We start from the raw sequence: 25,303 nt of genomic DNA on the forward strand, positions 1-25,303 counted from the left end.
ACGTCCTTGTTGTGTCTCGCCCTCAGTCGCACAAGCGCCGGTCTCCAGGCGTGTTCGACCCGTGAAGGCTGGTGGATAGCCCTGCAGCGCTCCGAACCCTGGATTGCTGCGCAGCAGAGTATTGCTCAAGACGGGCGGTTCGTCGCGTCACAGATCAATCTGATCCGCTTTTTTTTATTCAGTCTGTGCCAACTGTCGCAGATAGTCGCCAAAACCACCGCGTGCGCGGCTGTCCAGACGGGCGCTGGTAATGACCTGCGGCCGATGACTCCAGGCGATGCTGGCCCCTGAACGTTCGAGCTGACGCACCAGCTGCACGTCTTCATCGCAGGACAACGGCTCGAAGCCGCCGGCGCGGACGTAGGCTTGTGCGCTGACACCCAGATTGGCGCCATGGATGTGCCGGTGACCCTCACAGGGCTGGTAATGACCGTGATAACGAATCTGCGCTGCTTCATCGAACCCGTCATGCCAACGCTCGACCGTCACCGTGCCGCACACGGCATCGGTGCCCAGCCCCAGTTGCGCCACCAGCCAATCCTCCGCGACGCGGCTGTCGGCGTCGGAGCAGGAAATCCAGCGCGCACCGCGCTCAAGCAATTGCTGCGCACCGATGGCCCGCGCCTGGCCGACATTGCGCGCTTCGATGCTCAAAGCTTGCACCGGGTATTGGCTGACGATGTGCGCCGAACGATCGGTGCAACTGTCCAGAACCACCAGAATTTCCACCGGCTCACCCGCCAGCATGGGATGTCCGCCAGCCCGCAGTGCGGCGTGCAGGCATTCATCGAGCCACTCTTCTTCGTTGTGTGCCGGGATCAGGATGCCAATCATCGCAACCCCTCCAGCGCGGCCACCGAACGCGGTTCGCGGCTCCAGACTTCCAGCAGGAAATCTGCCTCCTGATGCAGGACCAATCGTGACAGGTGCAACTGTTCATGAATCAGGTCATGGACCTGGCGAGCATTGAGCGGGCAGCCATCGATGGGCGGGCGCCAGTGACAGGCCAGCAATTGACCGTCTGCCGTCAACGAATCGCTGATGCGACGGATGACCTCTGTCAGATCCTGTCGATCAAGGTAGTAGCCGATTTCGCTGAATACGATCAGGTCGAATTTTTCCTCAGGCCAGTCAACAGGGAGGCGACCCTGCCGCACCTCGGCGTGGTCGAACAGGCTCAGCCGGGTACGCGCCAGATTCACCGCGGCGGCGCTTGTATCGCAGCACAACAGTCGATCACAGCGTTCGGCCAGCGCGGCACTCAGTTCACCGTTGGCGCAACCCGGTTCGAAGATCGCGCGGTAATGCGGGCGGGGCAGTGCCGCCAGGGTCACCAGGCGTTTACGCTGCTCGTACCAGCGCTGGCGAAATCCCCAAGGGTCGTTATTGCCGGCGAACAGGCCTTCGAAGTAACGATCCTCGACGCTCATAGAAAGACCACCTCGAACGGTTGCAGCAAACGGTCGATGACATAGGGCGCGAGCACCGGTGCCAGGCCTGCGTCGGGATCGCCTTCCAGCTGACTTGCGAACGCATGCACTGCGTGACGCTTGCGCGCGACCTGCGCCGGGTTCAGCAGAATCTTGCGCGCCCGCTCCCAGGGCACGATGGCGTCTTCCGGCGTCGCCCAGTGCCAGGTCCAGACCGGCAGCTCGTGGCAAATCGCACCCACGCGGTACGCTGCTTCGACGCTGGCGCGGCCGACGGCCTCATGGTCGCTGTGGCCGTCTTCGCGCCAGGTGGTGAAGATCACGTCGTCGGGTTGCAGGTAGCGGGTCAAGTAGTCACACAGCATCGACTCGCGCGCGGCGACCTGAGTGTCGGGGAATCCGCCGCGCAGCCATTGCACCTGATGCATGGGCAGGCCAAGGCGACGCAGGGCCTCGGCGGACTCCTGCGGGCGCACCACGCTCAGGCGCTCCACCGGCCAGCGCTCCGAGCCAGGGTGACTGGCACTGCCATCGGTGACCGAAATCAGTTGCAGGGTGCGGCCCGCCGCTGCGAGCTGTTGCAACAGCCCGCCGCAACCGAGCACTTCATCATCCGGATGCGGCGCGATTACCACGGCCCGCGACCCCGGCGGAACCAGGTCGAGAATGTCGATGCTCTCCACCGCTGCCAGATGACGCGAGCCCTGCCACTCATGCAAGGAGGTTCCTTCACCGATGATCGGATTGCGCTTCATAGGGCCCAACCCTCGCGCGGTTGCTGCGCAGCCAGTTGGCCCAGTACAGCCAGATCCCGTTCGGCATGGCTCTGGCGCAGATACACCGGCAGGTCGGCCGCCAGGCGGGCAAAGTGCAGGTCCTTGCAGAACGGCCCGGCGCCAAGTGCCCGGCCAGTCTCGCGCATGACCTGTGCAGCGGCGTCCTCGACCACGGCACGCACACGCCGGGCCAACAACTCGGCGTCGGCTCCGGGATTGCTGTCGATGTTCAGGGCACTGACGCGCAGCACCTGTGCGGCGCCGTGCAGCGCGCTGTCGACGGCGCCGAGACTGGCCAGTGCGTGCGGGTCCTCACGCCGCGCACAGTGCTGGCGCAAGCGTTCGCCGATCGCCCTCGCGGCGCCGTACCAGCACGCGGCGATCCCGATCCCGCCGTGCCAGAAACCCGGACGTTGCAGGTAGTCGCCAGGATCGCCGATCGCCTGCGCCTCGACCTCATCGAACAGCACCTCGACGCTGCCGGTGGCGGCCATGCCGACCGCTTGCCAGCCTTGATCGGTGACGGTCACGCCCGGTTGGTCGAGGGCCACGGCCACCAGTTGCTGATGATCGTCCTCATCCCACGCCGTCAGCAGGGCATGACTGAGCACTGCCGCCCCGGAGCACCAGGCCTTGCGTCCATTCAACCGCACCATTTGCCCCGAACGGCTGACCCGAACCCGCGCCTGCGGTGGTTCAGCCGCCCACATGCCCCACGTGCTGCCGGGCGTCGGTGAGCCACCGAGTTGTTCGATGATTGCCAACGCATCGGTATGGCCTTCGTAGAGTTTGCACAGCCCCAGATCGTGCCCACCGACCTCGGACAGCCTCTGCCAGCGCTCCAGCGTACGACCGCTACCGGGTAACGGCAGGCGATCGAGGCCGGCCTCGACCAGTTGCCGCAGACACAGGCCGAGGGCGGCAGTGTCGCGGTAGTCCGGCGCGTGCCGTGAGAGATAGACGGGCAAGTCCATGTCAGTCCTCTTCTTCGCGTTGCAGTTCAAACAGCAACAGCGAGCGTCCGGTGACCGAGTACTCATGACCGAACTCAAAACGCTCCTGGCCACGGATCGATGGCTGGTTGGTATCGATCATGCACGTCCAGAAACTGCCTTCAGGCACTTCCGGCAAGGTGAAGTTGACGATGTCGTGATGGGCGTTGACCACCAGCAGCAACGTGGCGTCGCCACCCTTGCGGCGGATCCCGGTTTCCTGGGCACGACCGTCAAGCAACATGCCCATGCAGCGATTCTGCGCGTCATGCCAGTGTTCGGTGGTCATTTCCGTGGCGTCCGGCGCAAGCCAGGTCACGTCCTTGACGCCGATGTCCTCGTTGTATTCGCCGACCAGGAACCGCCCGCGTCGCAGGATCGGATACGCCAGGCGCAACTTGATCAGGCGTTTGACGAATTTCAGCAGCGCCTTGCCGTCCTCGCTCAGGTCCCAGTTGACCCAGCCGATTTCGCTGTCCTGGCAATACGCATTGTTGTTGCCGTCCTGGGTACGAGCGAATTCGTCGCCGGCCACCAGCATCGGTGTGCCCTGTGACAACAGCAGGGTGGCGAAGAAATTGCGCATCTGCCGGTGGCGCAGCGCATTGATTTCCGGATCGTCGGTAGGGCCTTCGACGCCGTGGTTCCAGGACAGGTTGTTGTTGCTGCCGTCCTGATTGTTTTCGTCGTTGGCCTCATTGTGCTTGTCGTTGTACGACACCAGATCGTTGAGGGTGAAACCGTCGTGGGCGGTGACGAAGTTGACCGACGAATAAGGCCGCCGACCCCGCTGGTTGAACATTTCCCCGGAGGCGGTCATGCGGCTGGCGAAGTCGGCGAGCTGGCCGTCGTCGCCTTTCCAGAAGGCACGCACGGTGTCGCGGAACTTGTCGTTCCACTCGACCCAGCCCGGCGGGAAATTGCCGACCTGATAACCGCCGGGGCCACAGTCCCAGGGCTCGGCGATCATTTTCACTTGGCGCAGCACCGGATCCTGGCGGCAGGCCACGAGGAAACTGTGCCGTTCATCAAAGCCGTCGTGATAGCGACCGAGGATGGTCGCCAGGTCGAAGCGGAAGCCATCGACATGCATTTCACTGGCCCAGTAGCGCAGCGAGTCGGTGACCATTTGCAGCACGCACGGGTGGCTCAGGTCGAGGGTGTTACCGGTGCCGGAATCGTTGATGTAGAAGCGCTTGTCGTCCGGCATCAAGCGGTAGTACGAGGCGTTGTCGATCCCGCGCATCGACAGGGTCGGGCCTTGCTCGTTGCCTTCGGCGGTGTGGTTGTAGACCACGTCGAGAATCACTTCGAGATTGGCGTCGTGCAGGTGCGCGACCATTTCCTTGAACTCGGCAATCTTGCCGCTGGCCAGGTAGCGCGGATCCGGGGCGAAGAACGCGATGCTGTTGTAGCCCCAGTAATTGGTCATGCCCTTGTGCAGCAAGTGCTGGTCATTGACGAAGGCATGGATCGGCAACAGTTCGACGGTCGACACGCCCAACTTGCGGATGTGTTCGAGCACATCGTCGACCATCAACCCGGCAAACGTGCCGCGCACATTCTCCGGCACCGAAGGGTGGCGCATGCTGATGCCGCGCACGTGGGTCTCGTAAATGATGGTCTTGTCCCACGGCACGCTGACGCGATGGTCGTGGCCCCAGGTGTGCGCCGGGTCGATGACCTTGCACTTGGGGACGAAGGGCGCGCTGTCGCGCTCGTCGAAACTGAGGTCGGCGTCCGGGTGGCCGATGGTGTAGCCGAACAGCGCTTCGGACCATTTCAATTCGCCCACCAATTGCTTGGCATAGGGGTCGATCAGCAACTTGTTGTGGTTGAAGCGGTGGCCGTTGGCCGGGTCATAGGGTCCGTAGACCCGGTAGCCGTAGATCAGTCCCGGATGCGCATCGGGCAGATAGCCGTGGTAGATCTCGTCGGTGTATTCCGGCAGTTCGATGCGTTCGAGTTCGACTTCGCCGGCATCGTCGAAAATGCACAGCTCGACCCGGGTGGCGTTGGCGGAGAACAGCGCGAAGTTCACCCCCAGACCATCCCAGGTCGCGCCGAGCGGGAAGGGCAGGCCTTCACGGATGCGCGAGGGTTCGGCGTGCGCGGCGGGCTCGGCTTTCTTTGGACGGGTCATAGGTGCTCCTGCAAAAAATCGGGGGGTAGGTGTTTTTCGAGGACGAGCGAGCCCTCGGTGGCGAGCGAACCCGCCACACGGTTATTCAAATCAATGGTTCGGGGAGCGTCAGACCGCAGGCGGCTTGCGCGGCGCGCGGGGCTTTTTCTCGGCGGCTTTTTCGCCCGGGGGAATCACTTTGGCGGCACCGGCAGGCTTGGCCTTGGCCGTCGCGGCCTTGGGCTTGGCAGCGGGCGCCTTGCCATCGACGGCTTTGCTGGTGGTGGTCTTGCCGGCGGTTTTACTGCCGGCGGCTTTTGGCGATTTTTTCGGCGCCAATGCTTCGGCTTCGGCCAGTTTGCGCGCCATCTCCCAGTGGCGGGCGTCCTGGCCCTCGGGTTTACCTTCGGATTCCCAGATCTGATAGGCGAATTCGCGGATGCGTTTATCGTCGGTACTCATCGCAATGCTCCTGAACTGAACTCATGCTGCTAGACGTGTTGGATAAGCAGATTGACCGGGAAATCCCCCAGCGCGGCGCTGACCTGCAGCTCCCTGTTTTTTGTGACTGCGGTGCTCGAAAAAAGTCCCTTCGGATTTTCGTCAGAGGCGTCGAACGGTAAAACCACCCGTGTATCGCCCCAGCGCAGCGCGTCAACCATCGGCACAGCACTGTTTTCCAGCAAGGTTGCGCAACGGATCGGCACGATCACGATGATCCGTCGCTCCCCATGCTCGCGGGCAAACGCGAGCACGTTGTGCGCCTGGCTGCCCAGCACCTCGAGGGCCTGGTACGAACCCTGGCGAAACAACTCGGTGTGGTCGGCGCGCAGGCGCAGCACCTCGGCGATCAAAGCTTGCTTGATTCGCCCGTCGCGCCAGTTCGCCAACAGTTCCTGAACCGGCCCGGGTGCCTCCAGCGCCTGCTGCCTGGCGGCGTAGTCCACTGGCCGGCGGTTGTCCGGGTCGACCATGCTGAAGTCCCAGAACTCGTTGCCTTGATACAGATCCGGCACTCCCGGCACGGTCATGCGCAGCAAGGTTTGCGCCAGACCGTTGAGGGCGCCGGCGGCGGCGATGCTGTTGACGGTCTTGGCCAGCGCCCCGCGCAGCAGTTCGCCTTCAGGAGCCAGCAGTAATTGTTCGGTGAACGCCTGGGCTGCGTTTTCGTAGGCTTCGTTCGGCGCGCTCCAGCTGCTTTGCAGCTTGGCTTCGCGCAGGGCTTTCTGCTGCCACTGCCAGACACGTTTGGCGTAATCGGCGAAGCCCGCCTGATCGTCGTCACGCAACTCCAGCGGCCAACTGCCGAGCAGCGCCTGATAGAGGATCAGTTCGTCCGCAGACGACGGCAACTGATCGTCATTGCGCAGCGGTCGGGCGAGGGCGCGCCACAGCTCGATCTGTTCGGCGTACCAATGGCTGCGCTCGCTGAGCACGGCCAGCCGCGCGCGGGTGTCTTCCCCGCGTTTGTGGTCGTGGGTGGCGGTGGCCAACAGATTGTCGGGAAAGCTCTCCAGACGTTGCAGGTTCACCGCGTGAAAGTCGCTGACCGGCGCACTGAACTGCTCGGTGTTGTAGCCGACGTCATTGCGCGACAGCAGCACCGCCGAACGATACAGCGCGGTGTCTTCCACCGCTTTGGCGGCGGCCGGCGAAGTGAGCTGTTGAAAGCGCACGCAGGCATGGCGCAGGATTTTGCGCGAGCGCCCACGGGGTTTGCGCCGCCATGGCTGACCACCGAGCCAACCGGCTACGGAGTCCAGCACTGGCCAATCGGCTTCGCTCAATGTCTGCCGTGCACCGTCCATGGCCTGCTGGAAAAACACCTCGTCCCGGGCCGAGCGGCCCATCGGGGTGATGTAGGTGCGATAGACCGGGAAGTGCACGATCAGCGCCTGCAACACCCGGCGGATCGAGCCGAGCGTGAGGTCGCGGGTCATCAGGTCGTCGCGTGCCACTTGCAGCAGGGCCTGGGCGACGCTTTCGCAATCGCTGGCCAGCGAGCCGTTGAGGATCTGCTGGCGCGCCAATTGGGCTTCTTCGATGAACGCGGCGGGGCGCTCGGTGCGGCGTTGCCACAAGTCACCGAGCACGTGTTCGCCGTCCGGGTCGTGCTGCAGCAGTGATAGCTGGTTCATGAATTCGTAACCGGTGCTGCCGTCCACGGCCCAGTCGGTGGGCAGGGTTTCGCCGTCGCCGAGAATCTTCTCGACGTAGATCGGCAAGTGCCGGCCCGGCGCCAGGTGATCGAGGCGGCGGCGCAGCTTGCGGCAGTAACCGCGTGGGTCGGCGAGGCCGTCGATGTGGTCGATGCGCAAGCCGTCGATCAAGCCCTCGCCGATCAACTGGAAAATCTTGCCGTGGGTGGCCTCGAACACTGCCGGACGCTCGACCCGCAAACCGCCGAGTTCGTTGATGTCGAAGAAGCGCCGCCAGTTGATGTCATCCGCTGCCGTGCGCCAGCTCGCCAGACGATAACTTTGCCGCTCCAGTAATTGGTGCAGGCGCTGAAAACCGTCTTCGGTCTTCGAATCGTAGTGCGTCAGGTTGCGCTCAATGGCCTGCAGAATCTGCGGGTCGCTGGCCAGTTGCTGAAGTTCTTCCTTGAGCGGAATCGCCAGCGCGCGAGCGTCGGTCTGATAACTGAGCGCGCTGAAACGTTCAGCGAGGGCCCTGAGGGCTTCGTTCGGTGTGTCAGCGGACCTGAGCAGTTCGCCGTAGTCGCCGGGGCAGATGGGGAAGTGATGCTCGTAATGCTCGACATGGAAGGTGCCACTTTCGGCGTTGAACACCAGCGGCAGAGTCGCGTCCTGCAACGCGACGCCATAGTCACTGCCGAGAAACGGCAACAGCAACTGGCCTTCCATCAATGGGTCGGGCGAGTGCCACTGAATGTCGAAGAACTCGCCGTAGGGGCTGAGCCGTCCCCATTCCAGCAGATCGAGCCACCACGGGTTGTCCCCGCCACCGACTGCCATGTGATTGGAGACGATGTCGAGGATCAGCCCCATACCGTGCTCGCGCAGGCTGGCGACCAGACGACGCAAGGCTGGCTCGCCGCCAAGCTCCGGATTGACCCGGGTCGGGTCGACCACGTCGTAGCCATGGATCGAGCCCGCACGGGCGGCGAGCAACGGCGAGGCATAAATGTGGCTGATGCCGAGTCGGGAGAAATAAGGCACCAGCGGCACCGCCTGATCAAGGGTGAAACCGCGATGAAATTGCAGGCGAACCGTGGCGCGCAGTGTCGGGATAGGCAATGCACTCATTGGTCACGCTCGGCTGCTTGAAGGCGGGCACACGCCAATAGTTCCAGGCGTCTTGCGGCGTCTACACCGTCGAGCAGTGTCTCACTGGTGGCCGGCAAGCGGCGCGACCAGTTCGGGTGGGTGTCGATGGTGCCGGGCAGGTTGGCCTGTTCGTCGAGCCCCAGCGCATCTTCCAGCGGCAGCAATACCAGCGGCGCGCGGGTGTGGCCGAGGAAACGCACAGCGGCGTCGACCACCTGATCGGCCTCGTGGGATTCCTCGCGAAAGTTCTGCGGGTCCTGGCTCAAGGCACTGCGCAGGCCTTCACGCTCGCGTTCGCGGTAACGGCGCCAGTCGATTTCGCCGTTGGCATCGACCAGCCCGAGCCGCGCGTTCCAATCGATGTCGCGGCCATGCCACCAGCCGTTGAGCGTCGGCAGATCGTGGGTGCTGGTAGTGGCCAGTGCGTTGTCCGGCCAGTCGAGGATCGGTTTGAAATGGGTGTTGTCCTGTTCGAACAACAGCACGCGCATGCCGAGCATGGCGCGGGCGATCAGTTTCTCCCGCAGGCCGTCGGGTACGGTGCCGAGGTCTTCACCGAGCACGATCGCTTGATGACGATGGGATTCGAGGGTCAGCAGACGCAGCAAGTCGTCCACCGGGTAATACAGGTACGCACCGTCTGCCGGGGCGGAACCGTTGGGGATGACCCATAACCGTTGCAGGCCCATGACGTGGTCGATGCGCAGCCCGCCCGCGTGGGCGAAGTTGGCGCGCAGCATCTCGATAAACGCGCGAAAACCGTTGCGCACCAGGCCTTCCGGGGAAAACGCGGAAATACCCCAGCCCTGTCCGGAGCGATTGAGAATGTCCGGAGGCGCACCGACGGTCAGCGAGGCGAGCAGTTCGTCCTGAAAACTCCAGGCCTGGCTGCCAGCGCCGTCGGCACCCACCGCCAGGTCAGCGATCAGGCCGATGCCCATGCCGGCGCTGCGAGCGGCGCTCTGGGCACGTTCCAGGCAGCGGTGAATCAACCATTGGCAGAACGCGAAGTAACTGATGCGCTCGGCGTATTCCTCGGCAAATGCGCCGAGCGCTGCGCCGCGCGGGTCGTGCCATTGTTCCGGCCATTCGCGCCAGTCGAGGCTCTCGCCACGGGCGGCGCGCATTTCCTGGATGGCTTCGAAGCGGCAGTGGTTTTCCAGCGCTTCACCGCCGGCATCGCGGAAACTGGAGAAGTCGGCGTGCAACGGGTGTTCGCCGCTGATGAAGCCGTCGTACAAGGCTTGCAGCAGTTTCAGTTTGGCCTCGGCCGCTTTCGGCCAGTCGACCAGTTTCAGGTCTTCCAGTTGCTTGAACTGGTCGGTCAGGCCGGCGGCGTCAATCGCATCACGCAGCGCGCGCTCGCCGAGGATGGTCCCCGGTGCGGCATACAGCGGATTGAGAAACAGCCGACTGGACGGCGAGTAAGGGCTGTAGCGCCCGGTGTCGGCGCTGAACATCGCGTGCAATGGGCTGATCGCCAGTGCATCGGCACCCCGTTCGCCGGCCACCCGGGCCAGTTCTTCCAAGGCCTGGGTATCGCCGAAACCGCCATCGCCAGGGCGACGCAAACCATAAAGCTGCACGCTCAGGCCCCAAGCGCGCGGGATCGGACTGTCCACCGCGTCACCCACGCTGAAGCAGCGTTCCGGCGCCACGGCCAGGGTGAATTGCTGATCGGCGATGTGCACTTGCTGATAGCCGACCGGAATCTCTCCGGGCAGTATCGACTCCGCATCAAGCCGCAGGCTCAAGCGCGAGCCATCTTCAAGGTGAACCTCACAAGGGGTTTCTGGTTCGAAATAGCGGGCCAGATCCAGGCCCTTGCCGAGATCGGCAGTAAGCAGTGGCGGCAGTTGGCGATTTTCCTGTACCTGTTGCAGTTCAAGCAGGCTGGCGTCGATTTCCTGGGCAGTGCTGGCCGGGTGGCCGAGACCGATCAGCACATTGCGAAGCACGGCCGGGGCGACTTTTTGGGCTCGCCCGTTGGCGTCGATCCAGTCGACGGCAAGGCCGGCTCGGCTGGCGAGAATTTCCAGTTGCGCATCGCTCATAGGCGCTCTCCATCCAAGGGGGGCAAAGGGGTTGCGGCCGTGAGGCTGACGAGCGCGCAATACGGGGGCAGAAGGCCCTTATCCGACATCTCGGCAGCGGGGGGCTGTTGAAACAGCCACACCGCGCCGGTCCGTGGAGGGTTGACCACTGCCGTCTCGCTGAGGTTCAGGTCAATTCGCAACTCACTGCCATCGCCCAGACGCCAGCGTGCGCTGACCGCACCACGGCCCAGCATTTGCGCGCCAAGGGCCTGGGTGCCGGACAGGTTCGGGATGATGTAGCGGTGACGCAATTGCAGCAGGTGACGATAGAGCTCATTCGTTGCCTGCTGGCGCGGTGTGCCATTACCGGACCGCGTTGGCCGCGAGGCGTGGAAGGTCGATTCGGCGTTGGGGTCGGGTATCCGTTCGCGCTTATGCGGGTCGGTGAACGCACTGAATGCAGCGAACTCGTTGCGACGGCCTTCTCGTACCTGTTTCGCCAGTTCGCCGTGGTGGCTGGTGAAGAACAGAAACGGTTGCTCGGCGGCATATTCATCGCCCATGAACATCAGCGGAATCATCGGCGACAGCAACAGCAGCACCGTCGCCGCCTCGAGCGCGCGCGGATCGGCCAACTGATGCAGGCGCTCGCCGAAGGCACGGTTGCCGATCTGGTCATGGTTTTGCAGAAACAGTACGAAGGCAGTGGACGGCAGATGCTCGCTGGGTTCGCCCCGTGGTTCGCCGTGGCGGGTGATATGCCCCTGAAACACGAAGCCCTGGCTCAGGCAGCGGGCCAGTTGTTCGGTCGGTTGCAGAGCGTAGTCGGCGTAGTAGGCATCGGTTTCGCCCGTCAATAACACATGCAAAGCGTTATGGCCGTCGTCATTCCATTGGGCGTCGTAATTTTCTTCCAGCAGGCTCGATTGGTTGAGTTCGTTCTCGACGGTCAACCATACATGACGGGCAGGGTCGACCTGCTGGCGGACACGCTGCGCCAGTTCGGGCAGGAAGTCCTGACTTTCTATTGCATGGACGGCATCCAGGCGCAAACCGTCGAAACGGTATTCCAGCAGCCACATCAGTGCGTTTTCGACGAAGAAGTCCCGCACCTCACGACGGCGAAAGTCGATGGCCGCGCCCCACGGGGTGTGTTTGTCTTCGCGGAAAAAGCCCTTGGCGTAGCGATGCAGGTAGTTGCCGTCCGGACCGAAATGGTTGTAGACCACGTCGAGAATCACCGCCAGACCGTGGCCATGGGCGCTGTCGATCAGATGCTTGAGCTGTTCCGGAGTGCCATAGGAGGCTTGTGGCGCAAAATGCAGTACGCCGTCATACCCCCAGTTGCGATAGCCGGGGAATTGTGCGATCGGCATCAGTTCGATAGCGGTGATGCCCAGGGCGGCCAGTCGGGCCAGATCCTTTTCGACCTCATCGAATCCGCCTAGCGCACCCACATGCAACTCGTAGATCACCGCTTCATTCCACGGCCGACCTCGCCACGTTACGTGTTGCCATGGATAGGCGTGGGGATCGACCACCACGCTGTGACGGTCGATATCACCGTCCTGCGCCCTGGAGGCCGGGTCGGGCACCTCCAGTTCACCGTCGATGTTGAAGCGGTAGCGGCTGCCGGCAGGGCAGCGGGTCTTGATGACAAACCAGCCATCGCCCTGAGGCAGCATAGGCAGCGACTGGCCGTTGCCCAGCTCGACGCTGACGTAAAACGCATCCGGCGCCCACAGCGCAAATTGTGTGTGGTCGGCATCCAGCATGATCGCGCCGTGGGGCCAGCTTTCAGGTGTCCGTGACGGCATTGTTGTAAAGCTCCCTGGTTATTTGTGGTGCGTTTTTCCCAGCGACTTGGCCACCAGTTGTTCGTAGAGTTCGGCGTAGGGTTCGACCGCCTTGGACCAGTTGAATGGCGCGGCCATTGCCCGGCAGCGCATGGCGTTGAGCAGTTCGGGAAAGGCAAATACCTTGAACGCGCGGCTCAGGGCTTCGCGGTAGCTGTCGGCGGTCGATTCGTTGAACAGGAAACCGGTAACACCGTTTTCGATGGTGTCGGCCAGCCCGCCAGTGTTGCGCGCGACCGGCAACGAGCCGAAACGCTGGGCGTACATCTGGCTCAGACCGCACGGTTCATAACGCGACGGCATCAGCAGGAAATCGCTGCCGGCGAACATCCGCCGGGCGTCGGTTTCGTTGAAGCCGATGCGCACGCCGATCTGGCCGGGGAAGCGCAGCGCCAGTTCGCGCATGGCTTGTTCTTCTTCCGGCTCGCCACGGCCGATGATTGCGATCTGGCCACCGTTCTGCACGATGTATTCCGACACCGCCTCGGTCAGGTCGAGGCCTTTTTGATAGACCAGCCGCGAGACCACGGCAAACAGCGGACCTTCCGATTGTTCCAGGCCGAACAGTTCGCGAACGTGGGCGGCATTGACCGCTTTGCCTTCCCAGTCGCCGATGGCGAACGGTGCGAACAGGTGCGGGTCGGTGGCGGCGTCCCAGCTTTCATCGATGCCGTTGGGGATGCCGCTGAGCAAACCTTGCTGGGTCTTGGCGGCGAGAAAACCGTCGAGACCGCAGCCGAAATCCGGTGTGGTGATTTCCTGCGCGTAGGTAGCGCTGACCGTGGTGATATGGCTCGAATAGGCCATGCCGGCCTTGAGGAACGACATTTTGCCGTAGAACTCCATGCCTTCCTGTTGCAGGGCGTGGGCGGGAATCCCGAGTTCCGGGCACGAGCCCAGGCTGGTCACGCCTTGATAAGCGAGGTTGTGAATGGTGAACAGGGTCGGCGTGCGTTGCCCGCGCCAGTGCATATAGGCAGGCGCGAGACCGGCCGGCCAGTCGTTGGCGTGCACCAGATCCGGGCACCAGTGGATTTGCGCGAGGTTGGCGGCGATATCGGCTGCGGCCAGACCCAGACGAGCGAAGCGAATGTGGTTGTCCGGCCAGTCGCGACCATTGTTGGCGCCATACGGGCCACCGTCACGGGCGTAGAGTTCAGGGCAGATCAAGACATAAATGACCAGACCGTCGGGCATGTCCATGCGCCCGATCTTGCAAGGTGGCAGCGCGGCGTGGCCACCCAGTTCACCGATGATGTGAATCGGGTTTTCGCTGTTCATGACCTGCGGGTAACCCGGGATCAACACCCGCACGTCATGCAGATGTGCCATCGCGCGGGGCAGGGCGGCAGAAACGTCTCCCAGACCGCCGGTTTTCACCAGATCGGCGATTTCCGAGGTCACGAACAACACTTTTTTCTTGTTGGGGTTCTGACTGGCTATCGGCGTCAGTGTCTTGGTGATCGGGACGCTGATCGATCGGCTGCCGGGAACGCTTAAAGTGCTCGATTCACCCATCGGCTGATGAGCCCGTTCTCCCTGAATTTCCAATGCCGCACTGATCATATGAATCTCCCGTCTTTTTGATCTGATTCTTGTCTTGAACATGCGATGTCCATGGCCAGGTCCTGTGGCCGGGCGCAAACACGCCACGCATGAGTGAGCAAATCGCTACCCAACACGTGCAAGCAGAATGGGTGAGGGGGCCATTGCAAGACTTGAACCAGTCGCTTTGGCCCTGCCTATCAGATGACCCGCCGCGATCTGCAAAAGTTTCGACGAATTTTTGACTTTGTGACCGGCCGGTTTTACCCCGCGAAAACCAGTCTAGGCCAGATCCTAGAGCGGGCCAGGGCAATTGGATGAATTGTTCGACAATCTGTTGCAGGCTCACGAAATCCGTGGCTTCGGAAGGGGGTGCGCCCCGACGAAGTGCATGTCTGGCGGGTTCGGTGACGCAAAATGGTGACCGGCCAGTCACGATTTCGGGCGCCGGGAAAGTGCGGGCGCACTGTTGCGGTGCGGACAGTTGTGTTGGCGGGCAGACAGTGGGTGCTGCCTCGCGGGCAGGGATTGCCCGCGAAGGCGAGATGACTCAGTTGAGCAGGCGGATAGGTTCCCCGGCTGACCACCCTTGAATGTCTTCGATCATCTGCGAAAAGAACAACTCATAGTTCTGGCGGCTGACGTAGCCGACATGAGGCGTGGCCAGCACATTGTCGAGGGTGCGAAACGGGTGCAGGGTCGGCAAAGGCTCCTGATCGAACACGTCAAGGGCCGCACCGCCGATACGCTGTTTCTGCAAGGCCTTGATCAGCGCCGCTTCGTCGACAATCGGCCCGCGCGCCGTGTTGACCAGCAGGGCGGTCGGCTTCATCCAGTCCAGCGCCTGGGCATCGACCAGGCCCCGGCTGCGATCGCTGAGCACCAGGTGCACCGACAGCACGTCAGCCTGTTCGAACAATTGCTGCTTGCTGACATAGGTGACGCCAGCCTGTTCGGCGCGTTCGGCGGTGAGGTTTTCGCTCCAGGCGATGACGCGCATGCCGAACGCCTGACCGAACTGCGCCACCCGCTGGCCGATGCTGCCGAGCCCGAGGATGCCCAAGGTCTTGCCGTGCAGATCGCCGCCCAGACCTTGCTGCCACTGGCCGGCGCGCAGGGCGTTGGCCTCGTTCAGCAGATTGCGGCTGGCGGCCATGATCAGCGCCCAGGTCAGTTCCGGCGCTGCGTGTTTGTAGCTGTCGGTGCCGCAGACCTTGATCCCGAGGCGGGCCGCGGCCGGCATATCCAGCGCCGCGTTACGCATGCCGCCGGTGACCAGCAGCTTCAGGTTCGGCAAGCGTTTGAGCAGGTCTTCGTCGAAGCGCGTGCGTTCGCGCATCACGCAGATCACTTCGAACCGGCCCAGACGTTCGGCCAGCGTGGCGTTGTCCGCCGGGTACTCATGGACGAAGGTGACTTCGCCGAGACTGTCGAGCACCGACCAGTCGACTGCGCCCCGCGCGACGTCCTGCCAGTCATCGATCACCGCAATCTGCACCGCCATCAGCGTTACCTCTTCAACGAACGGGATTGGTTTTGTCCAGCCAGCCGAGCAGCGCCTCGTGGAATTTCGCCGGCTCTTCCATCTGCGGGGCGTGGCCCATGCCGGGGAATTCCACCAGCGTGGACTGAGGAATCAGTTTCGCCACCTGCTTGCCCAGCACCTCGTAGTGACCGATTTTCGCCTTCACTTCGGGCGGCGCGATGTCCTTGCCGATGGCGGTGGTGTCGGAGGTGCCGATCAGCAGCAGGGTCGGCATCGTCAAATCCTTGAACTCGTAGTACACCGGCTGGGTGAAGATCATGTCGTAGATCAGCGCCGAGTTCCATGCGACCTGAGTCTTGCCCGGACCGTTGCTCAGGCCGGCGAGCATGTCCACCCAGCGGTCGAATTCGGGTTTCCAGCGGCCGTCGTAATAGGTCGTGCGTTCGTAGTCGCGAATGCCCTGAGCAGTGACTTTCAATTCGCGCTGATACCACTGATCGACGCTGCGGTAAGGCACGCCAAGGGCTTTCCAGTCTTCCAGGCCGATCGGGTTGACCAATGCCAATTGCTCGACCTGATCCGGGTATTGCAGCGCGTAACGGGTGGCGAGCATGCCGCCGGTGGAGTGGCCGAGCAGGGTGGCCTTCTGGATGCCCAGCGCCTTGAGCAATTGCTGGGTGTTGGCCGCCAGTTGCTGGAAGGTGTACTGATAATGATCGGGTTTGCTGGAGGTGCAGAAACCGATCTGATCCGGGGCGACCACCCGGTAACCGGCTTCGCTGAGGGCCTTGATCGAATTGTCCCAGGTCGCGCCGCAGAAATTCTTGCCGTGCATCAGCACCACGGTGCGCCCGTTGGCCTTGCCGTGGGCGGCGACGTCCATGTAACCCATCTGCAGCGACTTGCCCTGAGACTGAAAGGCAAAGTGCTTGAGGGTGTAGGGATACTCGAAACCCTGCAATTGCGGGCCGTATTGCGGGCCTTCGGCGTGAGCGAGCAGGGGCAGGGCGGCGGTCAGCAGCAGGCCGGGCAGCCAGCGGGTCAGCGATACGGACATAGGACAACTCCACAAGAAATCGGCCGATGCTGGAACGGCCGGATTAGGGCGACGTTAAACACAGGCAATCCCCGGGCCCGATCGTTCAACCGAGCCAGCCGAGGGTGAGCATCGCCAGCACCCCGTAGCGGGCGCCTTTGGCGAGAGTGACGATCAACAGAAAACGCCCGAGAGGTTCGCGCATGACCCCGGCGATCAGCGTCAGCGGATCGCCGATGACCGGCAACCAGCTGAGCAGCAACGACCAGTGACCGTAACGCTGATAGTGAACGCGGGCTCGCTCCATATGCCTGGGGCTGATCGGAAACCAGCGCCGGTCCTGAAAGCGTTCCAGCCTGCGCCCCAGCCACCAGTTCACCAGCGAACCGAGGACGTTGCCCAGCGTCGCCACGGCCAACAGCCCCCAAAGCCAATAGCGCTCGCTGACCAGCAGCCCGACCAGCACGGCTTCCGATTGCAGCGGCAACAGCGTCGCCGCACCGAACGCGGCCAGGAACAGCCCGAGATAACCCGCCGTCATCAATGGGCCGGGTAATCCGCCACCACCACATCGGCACCGTCTTTCTTCAGGCCGATCACTTGATACGCATCACTCATGCCGTCCATTTCCATGCCCGGCGAGCCCATCGGCATGCCCGGTGCGGCAACGCCCAGCAGGTCGTCACGCTTGCTCAGGGCCAGCACCTGTTCCGCCGGAACATGGCCTTCGACGAATTTGCCGTTGATGATTGCCGTGTGGCAGGACGCCAGACGTGGCGGTACGCCGTGTTGCTGCTTGAAGCTGCTCATGTCGCTTTCGACGTGGTCTTCGACCTTGAAGCCATTGGCTTCCAGATGACTGATCCATTTTTTGCAGCAGCCGCAGTTGGCGTCGCGGTGGACTTCGATCGGAATAAGGTCGGCTGCTTGCGCCAGGGAGGAGATGAACAGGGCGCTCAGGGCGGCCAGACGCAGATGGTTTCGCATGGAGGGCTCTCGGCTTAGAGGAGAAACGGTCAAAAAAGGAAGGCATTTTGACCGGTTTTTCCTGCCGGGCATCAACGGAGTGTTTCCAAGTGATACGAGGCAGGCCTGCCAACATGATCGTAGATCAAAGCTGACAGGCCACTGAGCGCAAGATGACAAAACGGTCAGCGAACCTTGAACCGCCCCATGATCGCGCTGACCCGGCTGTTGGCTTCCAGCAACTGGCGGGTGTTGAGTTCGCTGGCCTGACCGCTTTCCACCAGCTCATCAACCATGTGGCGGATCTGCACCATGCTGCGGTTGATCTCTTCGGTGACCGCGCTCTGCTGTTCGGCGGCGGTGGCGATCTGGGTGCTGAGGCTGTTGATGTGGCTGACCGAACCGGCCATCTCGTCGAGGCCACTGTTGACTCGCGCCGTGGCATCGGCGGCCGACTGGCAGCTGGCCTGGGTGTTTTCCATGGCGCTGACCGACGAGCTCACGCCCTGGGTCAGACGGCTCAACATCTCGTTGATTTCCGAGGTGCTGGCCTGGGTGCGGGCGGCGAGGGCACGCACTTCGTCCGCCACCACTGCAAAACCGCGACCCTGTTCACCGGCCCGCGCTGCTTCGATGGCGGCGTTGAGCGCCAGCAGGTTGGTCTGGCCGGCAATGGCGCCGATCACGCCGAGGATTTCGGTGATGCGCTGGGCGTCCTGCTGCATGCTTTCGACCTTGTGGGTGGCGCTGGCCACTTCGTCGATCAACGCCACCACGCTGCCAGACGCTTCACCGACCACGACGCGCGAACGGTCGGCGTTTTCGTTGGCGCGCTGGGTGAAGGCGGCGGTTTCAGCGGCATTTTGCGCGACGCTTTCGGCGGTCGAGCTCATTTCGTTGATCGCGGTAACCGTCTGGTCGGTTTCCGAAGCGTGGCGCAGCAGAATCTGGCTGGTGTGCGCCGAGGTGCGTTGCAGGTTGTCGAGGCTTGAGGCCATGGCGCCGGTGGCCTGGGTGACCTCGCCGATCATGTTCTGCAGGTAGGCGATGAAGGTATTGACCGAGTGCCCGATGGCGCCGAGCTCATCTTCAGCGCGGATGGTGATGCGCCGGGTCAGGTCGGCATCGCCGCTGGACAGCGAATCGATGTTGGCTTTCAGCGCTTTCATGCGCGAAACCAGTTGGCGGATCGCGTAGACCTGCAACAGCACCAGCAGGATCACCAGCGGAATCTGCAACAGGCTCAGGCTGCTGAGCACGTCGTCACGCTGGGCGGTGAGCATTTTGGTCGGCAGCGCGGTGGCGAGGAACCACGGGGTGCCTTCGATCGGACGCATGAAGAACGTGCTGGCTTCACCGTTGTTGTCGAATTCGACGCGCTGCGCTTGCTCGCGGTTTTGCAGCCCGGCCTTGACCTGGCTGGCGAAGGTCGAACCGCCGGCCAGTTCACTGATGTTCTTCAGCACGATCGGGCCACTGATGCGCGAGCTGTTGCTGATGATCTTGCCGTCGGCCTCGACGATCAGCATTTCGGCGTTGAGGTCTTTTTCCTTGCGCGCCACCAGATCGTTGAAGAAGCCCAATGTCACGTCGATGGTCGAGACGCCCCAGGCGCTGCCGTTTTTCTGAATGGCCATGGCGCAGTTGGTGCGAGGTTCGGCGCTGGCGTCATCTTTATAGGCAGCAGCCCAGGCGCATTGGCCGCGCGGGGTCTGCATGCCGCCCTTGTACCAGCTCTGATCGTAATAGTTGGGCGCCGCGTCGCTGTTCCAGAAGGTGTTCACCGCCAGTTTGCCGGAGGCGTCGCGGTGCCAGAACGTACTGAACTTGTTGCGTCCGGCCTCACGCTGGCCGGGCAACGGCCAAATGCCGCCGCCGAACACTTTGAGCTCGCCGTATTGATCCACCAGCCCCGGCAACACGGTGTCGATGGCCGCGCTGTCGAGCAGCGGGATGGTCTGGGTGATGCTGCGCTGTTGCGCCTGGACCTTGTTCAGTTCGCCCTGGATCTGCTCGGCCACTTCAGCAATGCGATTGAGCACCACCTGTTCTTCGGTATGACGCAGCTTGGGCGCGACCAGCTGGCTGATGCCAACCACGGTCAGCACCGACAACAACAGAATGAACAGAACTAGAAACAGCGTGTAGCGAGCCTGAATGGTGCGGAATGCGGGCATGGAAACCGGTCCTTGAGCAGGGATTCTTATTGTGGGCAGGGGGAAAACAGCGCAGGTTTCCAAACGTATCGTCGCGACTTCGGGAAGCTTTAGGTACTTGCGTCCTAAAAGATGCAATCCCGACCGATGGAACGTATCCGGCCTGATACACAAGAACTAACTGTCCCGAACATTAGAGCGATAAACCCACTTTCATCACATTGTCATGAACGCTCTGGTCCCGTATTTCCGAGCTGTTATCGGTTTGTATCGTGAATGTACGAAAATTGTAAAAAAGTGCAGAAAGGAGTTGGTGCCATTAGTTTGCCGGCCGATACTCCGGGCAACTCAAAAGTCGTCCAACAAGGAATTTTTCATGTTTTCCTCGCAAGGAGCCTGCACATGACTATCGGCTATACCGGTGCCTGGCAACCCAAGGCGGGTTTGCTGGTTCGAGACACAGGAAGCTCGAGCAAACCGGTTTCCCAAAGCGTGAAGGTCAAGCAGATGCTGGCTCTGGTCGGCAACGACCCCAATGCAATCAGCATCGCCGAGATGGACAAGCAGGGTCTGCACAAGAACATCAAGGGTTTCGATCCCACCAATGTTTCGGCCAAACAATTGGGCAGCCTCAGTGCAATGCTGCGCAGCCGTGGCCTGATTTCCGAAGTCACGTCCATTACGCTGCTCAACGCCGGCGACAAGTTTGATCGCTTCGGCATTCAGAAGGATCCGGACGCCAAGTTCAATGCGCTGGAGTACTTCGCGACGCAACTGGATACCATCCAGAACAACAATCTCAAGGGCAACAAGTACGCCAATACGTTGATCCCCGAGTACAAGAAAGCCATCTATGTGCTGCAGAATCTGCAGACCTACGGTCAGGGTGGGGAGCGCAAGCCTCCTACCGACAAGGGTGTCAGCGCCAAGGCGTGATCAGGCAGGCCCGCCCCGGCAACGGAGCGGGCCTCGTCGTTTACGCAGCCTTGAGTTTGCGCTGTCGCGTGTCGTCCTGCAGAACCTGCATGCGCGGGCAGTGCAATGTCAGCGGTCCTGGTTGAAATCCGCGATGAAACAACGCCAGCCATCCGGACCCTTTTTCATCGGGTGCCAGCCCGGTGAAGGTGAAGTCCATGGTCGACAACTGGCGCCAGGCACTATCGAAACCCTGCGCGAGTCTGAGCCTGATCGAAATCAGCCAATGGTCCGGCAACTGCTGCAATTGCTTGAGCAATCCGTCGTCAAGCGCCTCCAATACGCAGTCATAGCGCCCCCAACGCTGATCCAGTTGGATGGGGTCGCCGACCCAGGGTGATGGGTTGTCCCGTGTCCCGAACATGTCGACCATCTGCTGCATGAACTCGCGGCAGCCATCCGGCCATGCGAGGCTTGGCAACGGTCGCTGGTATCCGTCGATCTGGAGATAGCCGAGCACCAACGACTCCGGCACCGGTTCGCCAAAGGGCGAAGGGGCATGATCGGGTAGCAGCCCAGTGTTGTGAAACCCCAGACGGGCGGCCATCCGTTGCGTGTAGAGATGATGGGTCATCTGCTTGATCGTCACGCCGTGGCATCCGAGCGCCTGGGCATGAATCAGCAATTGCCGGCTCAGTCGGGTGGCCACGTTCTGGCCCCGGCTCTGCGGATCAACCACGCTCAATGCGAGTTCGGCAATGCGCGACCCCTTGTCGCGAATCAATGCCGCGTGTCCCAGAATCTGCCCCTCCGACACCGCCACCAATGAATGCCAGCGACCGCCGACATGGTTCTGCGTAATCATGCGCGGCAGGTAAACATGGGGCTGAGCGTATTGGTTGCCGTAGACCTTTCTGAACAGTTGGCTGACGGCACGGGCGTCGCTGTTACGGTAACTGCGCAGGATCAGGGTTTCCATCAACGGTCCTCCCGGTGCAGATTGTCGTATACCCGCAGATCGACTACACGCTGCTGTTTACCTGACCGAGGATGGCGTGACAGTGACTGAATCGTGCAGCGCCGGATCTGCAATTCGAGCAAATGCCCGGTGCTCAATTCTTCGATCAATGGATAGGCTTCGATCAACGCACGGTGCAGTAACCGGTCTGCCTGCTCAGCCATCGCAGACAGGGCATCCGGTACCCAGCGCAGGCACAGAATATCCCTTGTGCCTTCCTGTTCGATCACCAGTTGCCAGTCTTCACTGCCGGTAATCCGCTGTACGGTTTGGCCGATGGCCTGAGGCAGGAGGGTCAGTATGCCGACACGAACCCGCTGACTGTCGGCACAGCGTCCCATCAAGGCGAATTTGCGCCGGGGAACATCACCGGGCTCTCGCCAACAGGCGCGATCGCCGACCGGATAGCGAATCAACGGCATCAAGCGACGGGTCATGTTGGTCACCACCAGTCGTCCCACCCGGTTGCACCCGTCAATCACCTCTCCGGTTTCTTCGTCGAGAATTTCCAGCACGCTATGGTTGTCCGCCGCATGATGTTCGCCCAACGCGCAATCCCGTTGACTGGCGCCGATGAAACCGGCGTCGACACTGGCATAGCCGAGAGACGCAATGCGCGCACCGGGAAAGACACGCCCCAATCGTCGCAGTTGTGCCGGAAAGAGACTTTCCCCGGCGTAGAGCAGGGTTTTCACGCCCTCGAGTACCCGCCCGTGCTGTTCCAGCCAGGCCGCGAAGGTCAGCAAATGGGCGGGCAGTCCGGCCAGCACATTGATCCGGTGTCGGGCGATGGCATCGGCGAGGATGAGCGAGTCGACATGACCGGTGAACGGAAATTCGACAATGTCCGTTTCCACCTGTGCCAGCGCATCGTGGGTGAAGATGAAACTGGCGTAGAGGTCGCCGGCGAAAAACAGGTTGGCGATACGGTCGCCCGCGCTCAACTGTCCGCCGAGACTGCGACCGAAGTCCGTTACCAGTGTTTGCCATTCCTTGCGCTGAAAAACCGAAAATTTGCCGGTGCTGGTGGTTCCTCCTGTCTTGAATACCAGTGCGTTTTCCAGAGAATCGGTCAGTACAGGCCAGTGGTCGAGATCCTGGCTGCCTACCCAGTAGGCAGCGGGATCGATCACCGGCAATTCAGCCAGCGAAGTGACGTGCTCGGGCACATCAGCGAAGTGGCCTGCGTAAAAGCTTGAATGGCGACGGGCAAACGCCACGAGCTCGTTCAACTCAATCCTTGTGTTCATGTTGCATTCCTTGCAAGTCAGTGGGCGGGACCACGCTGCGGTTGTCGATCACCTGCGGCGTCTTTCCGCTGTGTTTGTTTCGGGCGAACTGATCGATCGCACAGTGTTCTGCGTCCACCGTCAGCAGTCCCGTGCGGATGAGGGTCGCCAGCGTCGGGTAATCCAGCAGGCGGTCATGAACTTCGCGGGCGGGCAGCGAACTGCGAAACCGCATCCGCTCCAGCCCGTCGGGTGCGTGTTCCAGGATCAACTGGAATTCGACCTGCAGATGCCGAGCCAGTGTTTCCAGACAGATAAAGTCCGTGCCGATGCGCAGCAGCCGGCCGTGACGTTGCAGCAGCTCGAAGCGTGGAGCCGGCAGCCCGCATGGACACCGGCCGGGTATCCAGCGGCCGCTGTCGCCAAGGTCGTATCGCTGAACGTCCTGGCCTTGTCGTTCTATCGAGGTGAACACCAGACGGCCGATTTCATCGCCATTCACCGGCTGATCGGCTTCAAACGCGACGATTTCCAGGTGTTGAATAGCGCTCATCAGATGGAATACGCCATCAGACGTTGCCGGGCAGGCATGGCCGAGTGGTCCGGCGTCGACGCTGCCGTAAATGGCCGAACGGATCAGCCTGACGCCGCAGCTGCGCATCAACGCACGGCTCTGTTCGCCGGGATGCTCACCGCCGAGAAAGACCTTTTCGATGCCGCCATAGTCACGCAATCGCGACTGCTCGTTTAGAAACAGGCGATGCAGGGTGCTCGGCATGCCGACCAGTGTGGTGACGCGTTGTTCGATGATCAAACGGGCGATTTCGCGGTAATCGTCATCGGCTGGCGCCCCCATCGGCAGATGAGCGACACCCAGTAGCTCCAGCACTTTGGAAAAGCTGAAAAAACCACCATACAGCCCACCGCTGAAGAACAGGTTCATCACCCGATCCCGGGCCGGGTCAAGGCCTGCCGCAAAGAGCCCATCGGCGGCTGCGCGCATCTGCCGTTCAAAATCACGGTAACTGAAACCCGACAACACCGGAACGCCGCTGCTGCCCCCGGAGCGGAAGTACAGGCGGGCCGCCGGATTGATCGGTCGGGTGACAAACGTTTCCTTGTTCATGATCGGGCGAGCTGCGATGCACGGCGGTGCCGGTAGCGGATCAAGCGTGGCACAGGTAGACAGCGTCGCAACCGGCAGGCTGACCGACACCCGCCGACTCAGGCGCTGCAAGGCATAGACACCGTCGTGAGGTTCGCCCTCGTAACCTTCGTGAATCGATTCAACGGGGGCGATTCGCGTGACGCCTGCTGCGATCAGCATCTGCGAAAGTTCTGCTGTCTCGTGTTCGGAGCAGATCAGGGCGCAGCTTTGCAGCATGTTTCGCCAAGGCACGAGCGCCTCGATGACTTGCGTTCGTGGCAGTGGTTTGAGCAGCACACTGCGAAACAGCGGCGAGGGCGCGAGTTGCTGGTCATGCGTCCAGATCACCCGCCAGCCCGGTGCTTTCCAGACATGTCCGGGGTGCCCGACAAAACTCTGGGTCAACTGCGCGATCGCCGTGTCTGTGGTGATTTGCGACGCCTCTTGAAGTGACGGCATCAAGGCTGGCCAGTGCTGGGCCCGACGTTCCAACGCCTTTGCCAGGCCCGCGCCGATGATGCGCAGAACAGCTTCGTCATCGCTGTCCACCAGCAGCCATTGCGGGCTGGAACAGGCCTGTTGGTCGAGACGACAGACTTCATCCGCCACCGCGTCCAGCGCCTCTGGCGAGGCGGTCTCGGGAGTCAGGTAAACAAAACTGATCCGATGACCCCAGTCGATCCAGCGACAGCCGGCCGGGATCTGTCGGCGGATGGATTGAAGCGCCGATTCGCCGCCCCAGGCTGAAATGCCGTTGGCGCGTTCGCAGAGTTGGCCGATTTGCTCGGTCGTTGCTGGTATGACCGCGACGTGTCCTGCGATCTGGCCGGTGGCGTCGCACTGAGTCAGCGCATGGAGCAAGCGAGCGGTCAGGCCCTGGTCACTGCTGCTGGGACGCAGCCAGTTGACGTTGCCGGCCAGCAGGCTTTCGATCACGGCGCAGAAGGCCAGCAGCGGCGCATTGCCAGGGGTGATGTGCACCACCAGACCCAGCGAGCTCCAGCGTTCGAAGTGCGACTCGCGATAGTCGATGCGGCGCAAGGCATCCGGTTGCTCCCCCAGCTCACGTTGCAGTTTGTGCTGCAGGGCATCAGGCTGGCAGAACTCAATCAGGGATTGACGGTGTTCAGGTTCAAGAGGCAGATCCGGATCGTGCAGTCGGGTGGAGAAAACCGCGACCGCATCGAGGACTGTCCCACGCTGGAGTGCCGTGCCCAGTCGCTGTGGCAGGTCCAGATGAAGTTGCTCCAGTGCGGCGTCGAGCCGGTAGTCGGGGTGAAGCTGTCCATTGATCAGATACATG

General features: G+C 62.1%; 19 protein-coding genes. 1 reads left to right on the forward strand and 18 read right to left on the reverse strand.

The features are described from left to right. Nucleotides 1–174 precede the first annotated feature (174 nt). The 15 genes from PDR5_RS13715 to PDR5_RS13785 form a co-directional block, all read right to left on the reverse strand. Complete coding sequence (locus PDR5_RS13715; protein ID WP_064596293.1) at nt 175–834, reverse strand: glycosyltransferase; 660 nt, start codon at nt 832–834, stop codon at nt 175–177. Beyond that, entirely contained in the window at nt 831–1,430 is a 600-nt protein-coding gene (locus tag PDR5_RS13720; protein ID WP_064596295.1) for a class I SAM-dependent methyltransferase, read from the reverse strand. Before PDR5_RS13720 ends, PDR5_RS13715 begins: the two co-directional genes overlap by 4 nt. Next, complete coding sequence (locus PDR5_RS13725) at nt 1,427–2,185, reverse strand: PIG-L deacetylase family protein (protein ID WP_064596297.1); 759 nt, start codon at nt 2,183–2,185, stop codon at nt 1,427–1,429. Before PDR5_RS13725 ends, PDR5_RS13720 begins: the two co-directional genes overlap by 4 nt. Next, the gene (locus tag PDR5_RS13730; protein WP_064596298.1) at nt 2,182–3,180 is read right to left on the reverse strand and encodes an acyl-CoA dehydrogenase family protein; all 999 of its coding nucleotides are present in this window, start codon (nt 3,178–3,180) and stop codon (nt 2,182–2,184) included. The genes PDR5_RS13725 and PDR5_RS13730 overlap by 4 nt, the downstream gene beginning before the upstream one ends. Nucleotide 3,181: 1 nt before the next feature. After that, complete coding sequence (gene glgX / locus PDR5_RS13735; protein ID WP_064596299.1) at nt 3,182–5,341, reverse strand: glycogen debranching protein GlgX; 2,160 nt, start codon at nt 5,339–5,341, stop codon at nt 3,182–3,184. A gap of 108 nt (nt 5,342–5,449) precedes the next feature. Then, nucleotides 5,450–5,782, reverse strand: a complete 333-nt coding sequence (locus PDR5_RS13740) for a DUF2934 domain-containing protein (RefSeq protein ID WP_064596301.1) — start codon at nt 5,780–5,782, stop codon at nt 5,450–5,452. Between the two features lie 29 nt (nt 5,783–5,811). Then, complete coding sequence (locus PDR5_RS13745) at nt 5,812–8,589, reverse strand: malto-oligosyltrehalose synthase (protein WP_064596303.1); 2,778 nt, start codon at nt 8,587–8,589, stop codon at nt 5,812–5,814. Beyond that, nucleotides 8,586–10,664 carry a 4-alpha-glucanotransferase gene (gene malQ, locus PDR5_RS13750; RefSeq protein ID WP_064596305.1) on the reverse strand — a complete coding sequence of 693 codons (2,079 nt, stop codon included), beginning with the start codon at nt 10,662–10,664 and terminating at the stop codon, nt 8,586–8,588. Before malQ ends, PDR5_RS13745 begins: the two co-directional genes overlap by 4 nt. Next, entirely contained in the window at nt 10,661–12,463 is a 1,803-nt protein-coding gene (treZ, locus tag PDR5_RS13755; RefSeq protein ID WP_064596307.1) for a malto-oligosyltrehalose trehalohydrolase, read from the reverse strand. The genes malQ and treZ overlap by 4 nt, the downstream gene beginning before the upstream one ends. Before the next feature lie 18 nt (nt 12,464–12,481). Continuing rightward, the gene (gene glgA / locus PDR5_RS13760) at nt 12,482–14,068 is read right to left on the reverse strand and encodes a glycogen synthase GlgA (protein WP_064596308.1); all 1,587 of its coding nucleotides are present in this window, start codon (nt 14,066–14,068) and stop codon (nt 12,482–12,484) included. 529 nt (nt 14,069–14,597) lie between these two features. Then, entirely contained in the window at nt 14,598–15,551 is a 954-nt protein-coding gene (locus PDR5_RS13765; RefSeq protein ID WP_064596310.1) for a D-2-hydroxyacid dehydrogenase family protein, read from the reverse strand. A 13-nt stretch (nt 15,552–15,564) separates the two neighbouring features. Next, nucleotides 15,565–16,590, reverse strand: coding sequence for an alpha/beta fold hydrolase (locus PDR5_RS13770; protein ID WP_064596311.1), 1,026 nt, complete (start codon nt 16,588–16,590; stop codon nt 15,565–15,567). A gap of 85 nt (nt 16,591–16,675) precedes the next feature. After that, nucleotides 16,676–17,110: a YqaA family protein gene (locus PDR5_RS13775; RefSeq protein WP_064596313.1), complete on the reverse strand. Its 435-nt coding sequence runs from the start codon at nt 17,108–17,110 to the stop codon at nt 16,676–16,678. Further along, entirely contained in the window at nt 17,110–17,556 is a 447-nt protein-coding gene (locus PDR5_RS13780; RefSeq protein ID WP_007957572.1) for a DUF411 domain-containing protein, read from the reverse strand. Before PDR5_RS13780 ends, PDR5_RS13775 begins: the two co-directional genes overlap by 1 nt. A 164-nt stretch (nt 17,557–17,720) precedes the next feature. After that, nucleotides 17,721–19,712 (reverse strand): methyl-accepting chemotaxis protein, encoded by a 1,992-nt coding sequence (locus PDR5_RS13785; protein WP_064596315.1) that lies wholly within the window; start codon nt 19,710–19,712, stop codon nt 17,721–17,723. Nucleotides 19,713–20,093: 381 nt separating this feature from the next. Between PDR5_RS13785 and PDR5_RS13790 the strand changes: the two genes are divergently transcribed. Then, on the forward strand, nt 20,094–20,627 hold the full coding sequence (locus PDR5_RS13790; RefSeq protein WP_064596317.1) for a hypothetical protein: 534 nt from the start codon (nt 20,094–20,096) through the stop codon (nt 20,625–20,627). A 40-nt stretch (nt 20,628–20,667) separates the two neighbouring features. On the opposite strand, the gene PDR5_RS13795 is transcribed toward PDR5_RS13790, so the two are convergent. From PDR5_RS13795 to PDR5_RS13805, 3 genes are read right to left on the reverse strand one after another with little or no spacing between them, the layout of a single operon-like run. Beyond that, nucleotides 20,668–21,585, reverse strand: a complete 918-nt coding sequence (locus tag PDR5_RS13795) for a GNAT family N-acetyltransferase (RefSeq protein WP_064596319.1) — start codon at nt 21,583–21,585, stop codon at nt 20,668–20,670. Further along, nucleotides 21,585–22,874 (reverse strand): phenylacetate--CoA ligase family protein, encoded by a 1,290-nt coding sequence (locus tag PDR5_RS13800; RefSeq protein WP_064596322.1) that lies wholly within the window; start codon nt 22,872–22,874, stop codon nt 21,585–21,587. The genes PDR5_RS13795 and PDR5_RS13800 overlap by 1 nt, the downstream gene beginning before the upstream one ends. Next, nucleotides 22,858–25,302, reverse strand: a complete 2,445-nt coding sequence (locus PDR5_RS13805; RefSeq protein WP_064596324.1) for an aldehyde dehydrogenase family protein — start codon at nt 25,300–25,302, stop codon at nt 22,858–22,860. Before PDR5_RS13805 ends, PDR5_RS13800 begins: the two co-directional genes overlap by 17 nt. Nucleotide 25,303 lies beyond the last annotated feature (1 nt).

The organism is Pseudomonas sp. DR 5-09, from assembly GCF_001655595.1.
Classification (GTDB): domain Bacteria; phylum Pseudomonadota; class Gammaproteobacteria; order Pseudomonadales; family Pseudomonadaceae; genus Aquipseudomonas; species Aquipseudomonas pharyngis.